Origin of the sequence: Providencia sp. PROV119 (assembly GCF_028482435.1) — a bacterium.
Classification (GTDB): domain Bacteria; phylum Pseudomonadota; class Gammaproteobacteria; order Enterobacterales; family Enterobacteriaceae; genus Providencia; species Providencia stuartii.
The window spans coordinates 58423-72450 of sequence record NZ_JAMPQL010000007.1 but is presented as its reverse complement, the minus strand read 5'-3'; the positions used below and the strand labels follow the sequence as shown (position 1 = coordinate 72450).

Annotated in this window: 13 protein-coding genes; 6 read left to right on the top strand and 7 right to left on the bottom strand. The window is 41.0% G+C overall.

Features of this window, described 5'->3' with window-relative positions:
• Positions 1–515: 515 nt before the first annotated feature.
• Positions 516–1286: an ABC transporter permease gene (locus PSF11_RS08200; RefSeq protein ID WP_014656582.1), complete on the bottom strand. Its 771-nt coding sequence runs from the start codon at positions 1284–1286 to the stop codon at positions 516–518.
• Entirely contained in the window at positions 1283–2224 is a 942-nt protein-coding gene (locus tag PSF11_RS08195) for an ABC transporter ATP-binding protein (RefSeq protein WP_004922590.1), read from the bottom strand. The genes PSF11_RS08200 and PSF11_RS08195 overlap by 4 nt, the downstream gene beginning before the upstream one ends.
• Positions 2225–2482: 258 nt before the next feature.
• On the opposite strand from PSF11_RS08195, the gene can reads away from it, so the two are divergent.
• Positions 2483–3136 carry a carbonate dehydratase gene (gene can / locus PSF11_RS08190; protein WP_004922593.1) on the top strand — a complete coding sequence of 218 codons (654 nt, stop codon included), beginning with the start codon at positions 2483–2485 and terminating at the stop codon, positions 3134–3136.
• A gap of 82 nt (positions 3137–3218) precedes the next feature.
• Here the strand turns inward: can and hpt are convergent, their stop codons facing one another.
• Both hpt and cueO read right to left on the bottom strand, forming a co-directional pair.
• Positions 3219–3755, bottom strand: coding sequence for a hypoxanthine phosphoribosyltransferase (hpt, locus tag PSF11_RS08185; RefSeq protein ID WP_014656584.1), 537 nt, complete (start codon positions 3753–3755; stop codon positions 3219–3221).
• 362 nt (positions 3756–4117) lie between these two features.
• Positions 4118–5743 (bottom strand): multicopper oxidase CueO, encoded by a 1626-nt coding sequence (gene cueO, locus PSF11_RS08180; protein WP_072502467.1) that lies wholly within the window; start codon positions 5741–5743, stop codon positions 4118–4120.
• Positions 5744–5990: 247 nt separating this feature from the next.
• On the opposite strand from cueO, the gene PSF11_RS08175 reads away from it, so the two are divergent.
• On the top strand, positions 5991–6338 hold the full coding sequence (locus PSF11_RS08175) for a YacC family pilotin-like protein (protein ID WP_004922605.1): 348 nt from the start codon (positions 5991–5993) through the stop codon (positions 6336–6338).
• A 37-nt stretch (positions 6339–6375) separates the two neighbouring features.
• On the opposite strand, the gene PSF11_RS08170 is transcribed toward PSF11_RS08175, so the two are convergent.
• Positions 6376–7431, bottom strand: coding sequence for an AbrB family transcriptional regulator (locus PSF11_RS08170; protein WP_072502468.1), 1056 nt, complete (start codon positions 7429–7431; stop codon positions 6376–6378).
• Positions 7432–7580: 149 nt separating this feature from the next.
• Between PSF11_RS08170 and PSF11_RS08165 the strand changes: the two genes are divergently transcribed.
• Positions 7581–7991, top strand: coding sequence for a GNAT family N-acetyltransferase (locus tag PSF11_RS08165; protein ID WP_004922612.1), 411 nt, complete (start codon positions 7581–7583; stop codon positions 7989–7991).
• 55 nt (positions 7992–8046) lie between these two features.
• On the opposite strand, the gene PSF11_RS08160 is transcribed toward PSF11_RS08165, so the two are convergent.
• The gene (locus PSF11_RS08160) at positions 8047–8679 is read right to left on the bottom strand and encodes a TetR/AcrR family transcriptional regulator (protein WP_040132348.1); all 633 of its coding nucleotides are present in this window, start codon (positions 8677–8679) and stop codon (positions 8047–8049) included.
• Positions 8680–8989: 310 nt separating this feature from the next.
• Here PSF11_RS08160 and PSF11_RS08155 point away from each other — a divergent pair, with 310 nt between their 5' ends.
• Positions 8990–10213, top strand: coding sequence for a Tm-1-like ATP-binding domain-containing protein (locus tag PSF11_RS08155; RefSeq protein WP_014656588.1), 1224 nt, complete (start codon positions 8990–8992; stop codon positions 10211–10213).
• A 10-nt stretch (positions 10214–10223) separates the two neighbouring features.
• Positions 10224–11051, top strand: coding sequence for a phosphoenolpyruvate hydrolase family protein (locus PSF11_RS08150; protein WP_004922623.1), 828 nt, complete (start codon positions 10224–10226; stop codon positions 11049–11051).
• A gap of 384 nt (positions 11052–11435) precedes the next feature.
• Here the strand turns inward: PSF11_RS08150 and PSF11_RS08145 are convergent, their stop codons facing one another.
• The gene (locus tag PSF11_RS08145; RefSeq protein ID WP_014656589.1) at positions 11436–12332 is read right to left on the bottom strand and encodes a diaminopimelate dehydrogenase; all 897 of its coding nucleotides are present in this window, start codon (positions 12330–12332) and stop codon (positions 11436–11438) included.
• Positions 12333–12548: 216 nt separating this feature from the next.
• On the opposite strand from PSF11_RS08145, the gene PSF11_RS08140 reads away from it, so the two are divergent.
• Positions 12549–13901 carry an MATE family efflux transporter gene (locus tag PSF11_RS08140; RefSeq protein WP_004922637.1) on the top strand — a complete coding sequence of 451 codons (1353 nt, stop codon included), beginning with the start codon at positions 12549–12551 and terminating at the stop codon, positions 13899–13901.
• Positions 13902–14028: the final 127 nt, after the last annotated feature.

Below are 14028 nucleotides of genomic sequence, written 5' to 3'. Positions count from 1 at the left end.
CACAAGAAAGCTATTAAATCCAATTCGAGGGGGAAGAGAGTATTCAATATTCTAATACATAAATGTAAGGCAATATTTCACCCTACTGTACTGATATCTCTACTATTTTGCGTTTGCTATTTTTTTTCGATATCAGAAAATACAATAAAATCATTATGTTAAGAATATCTATTTTTCCTACCCAACGAAAAATAAAAAAAATTTAAGATTGAAATTATTTTAATACTTTTTTGTTAGTTACATTTGAACATATATCGCAAAAAGACAGTTTAGTTATATTTATCTCATAAATTATAGTGATTGTTTTTTATTAATATTATTTACGCCAGAAACCAAACTAAGTATATTTTCGTAACTGTATTCCATGTTAATTTCATGATTGATAAAAATCTGAATTGAATATAGGGATCTAACTAATCGTCGCTAGATATTAAGGTATAAAAAAACCCCCAATAGTTAGCTAGCTATTAGGGGTTAAATTAAGTCACTTCGAGATAAGAAAATAAGTTATATCGTTAACTTCTTAGCCCTCTCCCTTGCTCAATTAAATACCATGTTAATCCATAAAAAATCACAAAGAAGATCATCAATACACCTAATGTCACGGCAATTGATACATCAGCAATACCTAAAAAGCCATACCTAAAGCCACTGATCATATACACAATCGGGTTGAGTTTTGATACCGCTTGCCAAAAGGGAGGTAATAATGAGAGTGAATAGAATACGCCACCTAAATAGGTCAATGGTGTCAATACGAAAGTAGGAACTATGCTGATATCATCGAATGTTTTGGCAAAAATTGCATTTAATAACCCTGCCAGTGAAAAAACGATTGAAGTTAATAACAATGTAATTATCACCATACTCCAAGAATGTACTTGGAGTGGAATAAAGAACAATGACACGATGGTGACAAGTAGCCCAACCAAAATACCGCGAGCAACACCACCACCAACAAAACCAGCAATGATGACATGTGTCGGTACTGGCGCAACGAGCAATTCTTCAATGTTCTTTTGGAACTTAGAGCCAAAGAATGAGGAGCAGACGTTAGAATAGGAGTTCGTTATCACAGCCATCATAATCAAGCCAGGAACAATAAACTGCATATAATCTACCCCACCCATATCGCCAATTCGGGAACCAATCAGGTTACCAAAAATGACAAAATAGAGAGACATTGTAATCACTGGCGGTAATAACGTTTGTACCCATATACGACCAAAACGTGTGACTTCTTTAATCCAAATAGTCTTTAATGCGACCCAATATAGAGAAATCATTGTGCTTCCTCCAAACGAGCGGCATGACTTTCTTTTTTCACTAAGTTCACAAACAGTTCTTCCAACCGGTTAGCTTTATTGCGCATACTTAAAATTTCGATGCCTTGCTCATTAAGTTGGCTAAATACCCCATTTAATCCTTGCTCTCTTTTCACATCAACTTCTAAGGTCGACGTATCAATTAAACGAGTTTCATACCCTTTAAGCTCTGGAATAGGGCTTCTTGTGCCAAGGTCAAAAATAAAGGTTTCAGATTCCAGCTGACTTAATAATTGTTTCATACTCGTATTTTCAACTAACTCGCCATGCTGAATAATACCAATATTGCGACAAAGCATTTCTGCCTCTTCAAGGTAGTGTGTGGTCAAAATAATCGTCGTTCCTTGTGCATTGAGCTTTTTCAAAAAACTCCACATAGAACGGCGTAATTCAATATCGACCCCCGCGGTCGGCTCATCCAAAATCAGTAGTTTTGGCTGATGCATTAGCGCTCGTGCAATCATTAAGCGACGCTTCATCCCACCGGATAGGTTACGCGCGCGCTCATTGCGCTTTTCCCATAAATCCAATTGAGAAAGATAGGTTTCTGCCCGTTGATGGGCTACAGAACGAGAAACCCCGTAATAGCCCGCTTGGTTAAGTACTATCTGTAACACGGTTTCAAATGGGTTAAAATTAAACTCTTGAGGAACTAACCCTAATTGTTGTTTAGCTTGTACGACTTGCTTGTCTAAATCATAACCAAACACTTTAACAGACCCACTCGTTTTATTGACCAATGAGCTAATTATTCCTATTGTGGTCGACTTACCAGCGCCATTAGGTCCAAGTAATGCATAAAAGTCACCATCTTCTACGCTTAGATCAATTCCTCGCAAGGCTTTCACGCCACCTGGATAGGTTTTGGTGAGCTGCGATAACTCAAGTGCGTAAGTCATATGTAAAAAACACCTTTATTCTTGGGTAGGTTTGGGAGCAATATAATACTATGATGCCATTTTTTTCTGATCACTGTTATGCAGAAAAGAGAAAATAGGTATATGCTAACCAATTCATGTGGTTAGCCATATCAATATTGTCTAATCAGAATGAAATGCACATCATAAGGATGTAAAGATTAATACAACTGAATATTAATTAATAAATAAATGCTGTATAAGATTTTAACGTAAAGTAACACAACTAGGCTATACGTCATGATGAGAAAAATTGAAGAGCTGTTTGCTAACAACGAAGCATGGTCAGCTTCCGTAAAAGAAAAAGATCCTGAATTTTTTAAAGAACTATCCAAAGCTCAGAAACCGAGATTCTTATGGATAGGTTGTTCAGACAGCCGAGTACCTGCCGAAAAATTAATCAATGCTGCACCAGGCGATCTCTTCGTTCACCGTAATGTTGCAAACTTAGTTATCCATACCGACCTAAACTGTTTGTCGGTTATCCAATATGCTGTTGATGTCCTTCAGGTTGAGCATATTATCATCTGCGGCCACTATGGATGTGGTGGTATTGAGGCTGCGGTTGACAATACTGAACTTGGCTTAATCAATAACTGGTTACTGCATATTCGTGATATTTGGTACAGACACAGCTCAATGTTAGGTGAATTAAAACCTTGCGAACGCTTAAATCGCTTATGTGAATTAAATGTCGTTGAGCAAGTTTACAACCTAGGTCACTCAACCATTATGCAATCAGCGTGGAAACGTGGGCAAAAAGTGATGATCCATGGTTGGGTTTACGGTATCAACAATGGTCGTCTACATGACTTGCATATTACCGCAGATAGCCGTGAAAGATTAGAGCTTTGCTACCGTGAAGCAATTGCTAAATTGACCAATAAAAAATAATTTTTATTTATCGCGATAAACGAATAAAGGGCCGTTCCATGGAACGGCCCTTCTTTTAACTAACGCATCGAATATTATTCACTTACTCTTCAATCAGCGTGACATGGCCAATATAAGGTAAATGACGATATTGTTGTGCATAATCGATACCATACCCAACAACAAATTTGTCTTCGATTGAATATCCAATCCACTCGACAGGTACTTCAACCTCACGGCGTGATGGCTTATCAAGCAGAGTACAGATTGCCACGGATTTAGGACCGCGCAATTCAAAGATCTCACGAACCTTATTTAAGGTATTCCCTGAATCAATGATATCTTCAACAATCAACACATGCTTATCGCGAATGTCTTCATCTAAGTCTTTGACTATTTTAACATCGCGACTTGAGTTCATTGCGTTACCGTAACTTGAAACGGTCATAAAATCGACTTCGTGTGGGACTTCAATCTTACGGCATAAGTCAGCCATAAAAATAAATGAACCTTTTAATAAACCTACTAAGACCAGCTCGCCATCAATATTTTTATAATGTGCGCTAATTTTTTCAGCTAGTTCACTGACTCGCTGGCTGAGCTCTTCTTCAGAGATCATCACTTCTAGTGTATGTTTCAATTTCCCACTACCTATTTGTTTTGAATACTAAAATTCACATTTCTATGATAAGACGCAAAACGCTTTTAAGCCGCGACCAACAGCAACATTAGAAATATGAGAACAAAATTTGGAAGGAGTATAACAGAACTCACCATTTGTCGTAAAAGAGGATCCGATAACTTGTTATAAATTTTATAACTCATCTTTCACAATTTCAGGCAATATGGCCTTTTTATGATGAGAAAACGAATAAAATCAATAGCAATAGATATGAATAAAAGATGTCATCCTTGACTTTTTCACTTCAGTATTAGGGCGTAATGAGGGCATAGCAGCATGGCTCATTAACGACCTAATACACAAGGCTAAGTGATATCACCTCAACTCACTGTGAAGCCCATCATCATGCCAGTATCTTCGTGCTCTAAGAGATGGCAATGCGCCATATAAGGATGCGCCTTGGTGGCAAGATGTTTAAATTCCACCAGCACCTCACTGACTTGGCCTTCAACTTTAACAATGTCTTTCCAACCTTGTCGATGAGGCTCCACAACCTTGCCATTCTCTTTTAGTATGCGAAAGCGCGTTCCATGAACATGGAATGGGTGAAGCATCATATCGCCACGACCGGAAATAACCCATATTTCTTGGCGATTCATAGGGGCATCAAAGGCGGCTTCCGTCATCGAAAATGCCCGACCATTAATTGTATTGGCATTATGGATATCAAGTTCACCAGAGCCGGTTCCGCAGTGGCCTCCGCCATTACGCATACCGCCCATATTACCATGCCCCATCATGCCCATACCGCCATTTTCACCATTCGACATCATATGGCCTTGCATCATGCCACCATGTCCGCCCATATGACCCATCGCTTGCTCACCATAGCGCTCACGTAACATCATCATCCCTTGCATATCCAAGCGCATATCCATCATTAAATGAAAACGACGACGCGTTAATCCAGCCAATGAAGGGAGGGCGGGCAACGTCGCGAGCTGTTCAGACAATTTCCCCGCACCAGTACCCATTGTGGTTTCAATATGTAACACAGGTAAGGGTTGATTAAATGGCGCGATTGTCATGCCCATTTGATTAACAGGCAGTGTCAGCAAGTCAAAAGAGCGGCCATCCCTCGCATCAATCAGCACTTCAAACCTTTCCCCCATCAGGATAGGTAATTCGGTCACAGCAATAGGCTCAGCGAGCAATCCGCCATCACTTGCTACAACATACATTTTACGTCCATCACTGGTTGAGATGTTCAAGCTACGTGCATTACAACCATTAAGTAGCCTTAAACGCAACCAGCCTTTTGGTGCCACATGTTTCGGAAATACCGCACCATTGGTTAACATCAAATCCCCAAACCAACCCACGGCCGCACTCATCACATCCAATTGGTAGTCGATTTGCCCATCATCTTTAAGTCGCTTATCCTGTAAAATCACAGGGATATCATCAACGCCCCATTGGCTTGGTAACCCATGTTTGTCGCTTTGTTCATCTTTAATAATCACAAGTCCCGCAAGCCCCATTGCGACTTGATAACCTGTTTTGCCATGAGTATGAGGATGGAACCAGCAGGTCGCCTCTGGTTGGTCGATGGTGAAATTGACTTGACGGCTAGCGCCCGGTTTGATGATCGCTTGTGGCCCACCATCCTGCTCCCCTGAAATTTCAAGGCCATGCCAGTGAACGGTTGTCTCTTCTGGTAATTGGTTAGCAATATGAATATTTACGCTCTGACCTTTTTTCAGGCTCAAAGCTGGGCCGAGTAAGTCTCCATTATATCCCCACGTTGTCGTTTTTTTACCGGGAACAAATTGGGAAGCACCTTGTTTGATTGCTAATTGGATATTACCTTGGGCATCAGGCTCTAGCAGTGGAGGGATTGCCAGTGTTGGGTAATTTTCGGCTGCCACAGCGATACGGCTCCAAATCGGTAGTGCACTAGCCGCATAAGTGATAGCGCTCAACTTAATGAAATCGCGACGTAACATTGATAACCTTCCTTTTATTTATCAAATTAATAAACGAATTCAAACTATCTGGCTCCGTGGGTGATTACCGTTTAGGGCCAAAATATGGTTTAATGTCCAAAAATGATAAAGCTTCCCCTTACAGGAAGGTCAAGGAAACCATGTACTTATTAAGGGTATATTACACAGTTTTAAGAAAAATATACTTGACTAACAATTCTATTGTTATGTTAACGTTACTTGACATAAAAAACAGATAGAATACTGAATGCGCAAATTTACTGTAATTTTTTACATCATAACTCTGTTAGGAATAACCCATTCTGCCAGAGCATTGACCCCCAACGAAGCTGAAGATCTTGCTGATCTCACAGCGGTCTTTATCTACTTAAAATATGATTGTGGCTACACCCAAATCCCTGATAGAGAAATTGAACGAGCTATCGTTTACTTTGCTCGCAGCAATAAGTGGGATTTAGGGGATTACGATTCACACCAAATGACTGTTTTGAACAAAGAGAGCTACAATGACCTAAAAGGGATCCCGCTCCCGCAAGAATTTAAATGCCAATCTCTTGCGCGTGATTCATTAGGCTTATTTGCTTATGTAAAATAAACATCTCCCCTTATCGAGGGGAGTCAACGCTCACTGATCAGCCAACATCGCTATTACGCTTTTTTTTCGCCCGCTTTTCTTGCCAGAACATAGCAATGGAAGGAATACTTTGAATAATCACCATCCTAATGATGTGATTTGACATAACAAATCCAGCATCCAGCTTCATTGTGATTGCAGCAAACGTCATCGCTTCCATGCTTCCCGGTGCCCAAGCCAGCAACAATACCGAAATCGGATAGCCAGTCACCCATGCAGCAAACAGTGTGATCAATAAGGTTAGGAAAATATTAATAATGACCACTTGAGCCGATGAATAGATATTTTTGATCAATGACGACAGTGGAAAAACAATAAAGTGGTTACCAATATTCATCCCGATCAAAACCATACTGAGTTCAGTGATCATCACCGGAAAATGGATTTGCACATCTAGCCAGCCTTGGATCAGCGTCGCAGCACCTAATGATGTCAGCATAAATGGAGCAGGAACATGCATCCGCTGCAATACCAAGCCTAATCCTAACCCCGTTAATACAATGAGCGTTAACCAGAAGATTGCTTCTAACGTCAAAGATGGCAGTACAATTAACGGCTGGGGATCCCCATTGCTACCTACCACGATCCCAGCTAACAAAATTAAAATGATGAGGCGGATCGTATGAGAAATGACAATTTTTTGTGGCGGGGTATGGGTATGATCTGTTAATGCTAATATGGCCGCCATGGCTCCCGGAACAGAGCCCAGCATCGCTTCTTGTTTTGTCCACCCGACTTTGCGATGAAACCAAAAGTAACTGAATGAAAATTGGACGGCTAAACAGACGACCAACATCAAAAGGAGTAGAAATAGATTTTCCACTTGCCCCAATGAGACTTGATTAAACATCAGCCCCACAGACGTTCCTAATGATATCTGGACAAATGTGAGCGTATATTTTGGAATGGCAAATTGAATTTTGAAGCGATTAAACACAATGACAGCAATGATTGGACCAAACATTAATGCGAGAGGTACGCCAAGATAAGTGAGGGTGCCACCAATTAAGGCACAAATAGCAATGCCTAAGCCCATCTTCAATAATCTTATCATCGCAAAATCCTATCACTGCGAGAGCAGTTAGCGTACCTATATTATCTGTAATAGTCTTAATAGTATCCTCTTAATACTTTAAATTCATTAAATTATTAGATAGTAAATAACCGTATAAATCATCATTACCTTGAGAGATAAGCAAAATTATGACAATACGTATCACAACATCCCCGTCTGAATCTGAAGTTGCTCGTATTCATCAATCATTAATTAACTATAATTTGCAATTTTTCAGTGAAGATATTCATTCCCCATTAGCCGTATTTTATGAACAAGAAGGGGAAATATTAGGCGGAATAACAGGCTCAACACTCGGAAATTGGCTACGAATTAACTACTTTTGGCTCGAAGAGTCACTGAGAAAGCAAGGCATTGGATCACAATTAATACAAGCCATGGAGAACAAAGCGAAAGAGTTGGGGGCCAAATATGCACAAGTCGATACATTCAGTTTCCAAGCAAAACCTTTTTATGAAAAACAAGGTTATCAGGTGATCTCAACACTGATTGAGTACCCGATTAAGCATGAAAGGTATTATTTTATGAAAGCGTTATAAATCTATATATCAGGAACGATAGGTACTCCCCCTACCGTTCTTTTAGTGCGATATATCAGCACTCTTGGGCATTTTTATCCGCAGTGGCTTGGTTAATAATTGCTTTCGCCATCCACTGTGCGATTTCAATGACCTCAGCATCATCTTGTTTCCAAATATCTTTGAGTACTAAAAAGATTTCAGAACCATAAATGACTGAAAATGCTTTGATCACCTTATCAATAATTTCTTGAGGGTACTCATCTTTCATTGGAGCGGTCACCATCGTTAAAATGTCTTTACGGTTCCCCCTTTCAAGACGCTTTTCTTTAGGGTCTTGCGCCAGTGATCGCCCCTGTGCCCATTGTTGCAATGAAACTTGCAATGCCGCCCTCAATGCGCCTTCATGCTCAAACATCCGAGGTAAGGCAAATGATAATAACTCATCAATACGCTCTTCAGTTTTTTGGCTACGTGGTTGCCATGTTAAAATTGGCCCCAAGCTCGCATTAACGGTGGCAGCGATCAGATCACTTTGCGTCGGAAAGTAGCGATACGCGGTAGCCCTTGACACTCCCGCTTCAGCGGCAAGCTCAGAGACTGACGGCATACTCCCTTTTTCAAAAAGCGCTAATGCTGTATTAACGAGTAAAATGTAAGTCCGTTTTCTTGTGCCTTTATATTCATGATTAGAATGTGTTAATGACATCGTCTCCCTCCCCTTAAAAACATTTCGCTACGATAAAATAGTGAATGGTTACTCATCATGACACTTTGCCATAATGACAGCTACCGATTCTTAAAGCACCTTGTATTTTTATCGTTCGCCTTAAAAAAAATTAAAACACAAAAAATTCAAATATGCCTTATTTATCAAGCCATAAAAGAAACCAACATCTAAAAATTATTGAACAACCTCAAAATGAGACTACAGTCTCATTTTACATTCAACCAAAATGATACTATAGTCTCATTCAGATGAGAAATTAAACATCTTCCTAACCTGTAAGGATTTTCCTATGAAACAACATCAGGGATACATCTACATAGCAACAACATTAGATACTAAAAGCGATGAATTGTTCTATGTCTGCGATTTGATCAAAGAGACGGGTTTATCTGTACGCACTGTAGATTTGACTACGCAACCAACACAATTAAAAAGAGATGCAGATGTTAGTGCACAGACGGTTGCCAGTTTCCACCCAGCAGGTGTTGAAGCCGTTTTTTGTGGTGATAGAGGAAGAGCGATTGAGGCAATGTCATTGGCTTTTAGCCTTTACCTCAATGCACAAACCGATGTAGCGGCTATTTTAGGCTTAGGTGGCTCCGGCGGTACCGCGTTAATTACCCCCGCGATGCAGGCACTTCCCGTTGGTATTCCAAAGCTCATGGTTTCCACCATGGCATCAGGAGATACTTCTGGATATGTCGGTGCAAGTGATATTTCGATGATGTACTCCGTCACCGATGTCTCGGGCCTAAATGTGATTTCTCGTAAAGTGCTAAAAAATGCCGCTAACCAAATTGCTGGCTCAATCTATTTTAACCGTGAAGATAAAGTAGACGATGTATCAAAACCAGCCATTGCATTAACGATGTTTGGGGTAACCACCCCCTGTGTTCAACAGCTCACTGAGCAACTTGAATCACAGTATGACTGCTTGGTTTTTCACGCAACAGGCAGTGGCGGTAAAGCGATGGAAAAATTAATCGATAGCCATTTACTGCACTCTGTATTGGATATCACCACCACAGAAGTGTGTGACCACCTCTTTGGCGGCGTCTTAGCTTGTGACGACGATCGATTTGGTGCGATAGCACGAACACAGACCCCTTGTGTTCTGTCTTGTGGGGCATTGGATATGGTTAATTTTGGACGCCCATCAACGGTGCCCGACCATTATCGCCATCGATTATTTTACAACCATAACGCGCAAGTAACATTGATGCGCACAACGAAAGAAGAAAACCAGCAGATGGGCCGCTGGATAGCTAACAAACTGAACCGCTGCGAAGGTGAAGTGCGTTTTATTATCCCAACGGCAGGCTTCTCAGCATTGGATATTGAAGGCGCTCAATTTTGGGATCCAGAAGCCGATCAAGCCTTCATTGATGCATTAACTGAAAATCTTATAACAACAGAAAAACGCAAACTTATTTTGAGTCCATATCACATCAACTCACTGGAGTTTTGTGAACAAGTGATTCAATTACACCAGGACATTTTGAACAACAAATAGAGGTTCATCAATGAAACATAATCGCGAAAGCTTGCTGAAAAAATTCAAAGAGATGATCGCGCGAGGCGAGCCAATTATTGGCGGTGGTGCCGGTACAGGCCTTTCTGCGAAATGTGAAGAAGCAGGCGGCATTGACTTAATTGTCATTTATAACTCTGGCCGCTACCGGATGGCGGGTCGTGGTTCACTCGCGGGCCTACTTGCTTATGGTAATGCTAATGAAATCGTTATGGATATGGCTAAAGAGGTTTTACCAGTTGTAAAACATACGCCTGTACTTGCCGGTGTTAATGGCACAGATCCATTCTGCCAATTTGATCATTTTCTTGATGAAATAAAAGCCAAAGGTTTTGCGGGTGTGCAAAACTTCCCGACCGTAGGTTTAATCGATGGTAACTTCAGAGCTAACCTCGAAGAGACCGGGATGGGCTATGGTTTAGAAGTGGATATGATCCGCCTAGCCCATGAGAAAGGCTTATTAACTACCCCTTATGTTTTCAGCCGTGAAGATGCTATTGCAATGACCGAAGCGGGTGCAGATATTATCGTGCCTCATATGGGGTTAACCACGGGGGGCAATATTGGTGCAGAGACAGCATTAACACTTAAAGATTGTGTGCCATTAATCAATGATTGGGCTAAAGCCGCAAAATCAGTACGCGATGATGTTATCGTTCTGTGCCATGGTGGCCCAATTGCGACCCCAGAAGATGCGGAATATATTTTAGCGAACTGCCCAGACTGCCACGGTTTCTATGGTGCAAGCTCCATGGAGCGCCTACCAACGGAGGTCGCTCTCACTGCAACAACCGAAAAATTTAAATCAATTAAACGTTAGTACTTTAATACTCAATGAAAGTTGTCCATGGTAATCATAAACCGCTAATAATAATGCAACTTTAATATCACGAGTATCTATGGCTTTGCCAACACCAGGGCACCTACTTCACCGTAGGTGCTTTTCTTTTTACAGCCTGCCAGAATTGATTCTCTTACTTATCCGTTTGTCTTTGTTGCGTTCAAGGAAAAACAAAGCGTTCGCTGCGCCATCATAAAAACAGCCCGAACACCTAAAATAAAACTCAGATTATCACTCTGCGCGACATGGCAATATTGCGGGGGAAATAAGCGGTAAACCAACGTTAATGGTTTATCTAAAAAGACTAAATAGGTCAAACGGAATTGGCATGAGTGTAGCAAAAACAATCATGCCATCCAGTGATTACACTAACTTAGCAATCAAGCTATCGAGATCACCTTGCAAGAAATGCACTGGTGGGATTTCAATCACGGTATATGCTCCGGCAGATTGTTTCATCGTCGCTCTTGCCGCAGAAACCATAAATTGCGATGTCAGTGCAGGGTTGTTAATTCGCATTGAGTACTCAAATAATTGATTATGCGTTGCTCCAGAAACCCCTTTATGCGTCATATGGACACCATGGCCAACATCTTTGAGCGCGTCCACACTATCAACTTGGCGAATATGGGTCTCATCGGATGAGAAATAGCTATCGGCTTTAATCGCGTTAGCAACGTCTGCAAAGTTTGCGCCCGCATCAAGCTCAATATAGACCATACGGCGGTGAACGCCAGTACCCAACGGAATCGTTACCGATAGTGCGTCTTTAACGCCATCAATAGCTTTAGCTGCAACACTGTGCCCCATACTCATTCCTGGGCCAAAGTTAGTGTAGGTGACCCCTTTTGGTGCCATTGCCAACATGAGTGTACGCATAATTGAATCAGAGCCCGGATCCCAACCCGCGGAAACAACGGCAACGCTTTTATGCTCTTTCGCAACGTTATCTAACCGTTTTTTTAGTGCCACAATATCGGAGTGCACATCGAAACTATCGACGGTATTGATCCCCTGACTTAAAACTTTCTCAGCTAAATCACCAATCGCCCGTGTGGGTGAGCATAAAAGCGCCACATCAACTTTGCCTAATTTTTCAATATCATCGACAACGGTGTACCCCGCTAATTCTGCTGGGATATTTTGTACATTACGGCGTACCACACCGACAAGTTCAAAATCATCCGCTGCCAATACCGCTTCGAGTGCATAACGGCCAATATTTCCGTACCCCACTATTGCGGCTTTAATTTTTGTCATTGTGACTCCTTTACTGTTCTGATGTTGTCTTTTTATATTGATATCATAACTATCAATCAGGAATAAATTAGCAGAATCATCATTATTAAACAAAAGATTAACTTTTCCTTAAATAAGCACCTATAGACTCTATTAACTCAACATAAATACGGGTAAAATCTGCCTGCTTTTCCTTTATCCATATGAATTTTATTTTAATTATTTTGAAGGTTCTCAATGCATCAATCCGATGTCACTGAGAGATCACTCTTTTCTCTCAGTTGGCCAATATTTATTGATATTTTTCTTCATTTGGCCACATTACTTATCAATACCTATATGGTGAGCCATGTTTCAACCGCCTACCTTGCGGCAATGGGCGTGGGGAATCAGGTATTTGATCTTTTTATTACCATATTTAACTTTATTAGTGTGGGATGTAGCGTTGTCATCGCCCAATATTTAGGGGCTGGACGCCGTGAAAAGGCCAGCCAAGCTATTCATATTTCTATCGCTTTTAACTTTCTACTCGGTTTTTCCAGTGCTCTTATCGCGCTGTTTTTTGGATATAAAATCCTCAGTATCATGAATACGCCATCCCATCTTATGGAAGATGGTTATGCTTACTTGCATATTCTTGGTATTTGTCTAATCCCCGAAGCCATCTCCATCATTCTTGCTGCTTGCTTGCGTGTGTACGGCAAAGCTCAGCCCGCTATGTGGGTAACGCTCATTGCTAACGTGATCACTGTTGTTGGTAATATGATTGTGCTATATGGCTTTTTTGGTCTGCCGCAATATGGCCTTGAAGGGGTAGCATGGTCGACGGTAGTGGGCCGTATTGTCGCCGTTATCTTGCTGTTCTGTCTGTTATTCTATGGATTAAGGATCAAGTTTACGCCACAGCTGCTGGTTCGCTGGTCACGTACAATGCTAGGTAAAATACTGCATATAGGCTTGCCATCTGCGGGTGAAAATTTAGTGTGGATCCTCCATTTTATGACCGCATCTGCGTTTATCGGTTTAATGGGAGAAACCTCTCTTGCCGCGCAAACACTCTATTTCCAACTCTCACTCTTTATCATGCTGTTTGGTATCTCTATCAGTATTGGTAATGAAATTATGGTGGGACACCTTGTTGGCGCTAAGCGTTTTGAAGAGGCTTACCGTCGTGGAATAAAAAGCTTAAAAATGGGCTTTTATGTCACGATTGGCGTGGTATTTTTCTTTTGGTTATTCCGTTCCCCTATCCTTAACAATTTAACGGATGACCAAAATATTATTCATGTGTTGTTACCGCTGTTTCTACTCTCTGTTTTTTTAGAGCCGGGGCGTACTATCAATATCGTCATGGTTAACGCTCTTAGGGCTTCAGGAGATGCTCGCTTCCCACTTTGCACCGCCATTATTTTTATGTGGGGAGTCGCCATTCCACTCGGTTATTTCTTAGGAATAAAAATGGAAATGGGCTTATTAGGCATTTGGATTGGCTTTTTTGCCGATGAATGGTTACGTGGTTTAACTAACGCATGGCGTTGGCGTTCTCGTCGATGGCAAAGTAAGAGACTTGATCTCGAAAGTGAGTCTTAAAACCAATACTATCCTGCCTATCGCTTAGGCAGGATTTTTTGTGATTAAGCTCAAACTTGAAATTTATTTTTTACTATTCGCATCTTTATAGAAAAAATTTCTCTCAAACAATTTTATCTTCTCTAAC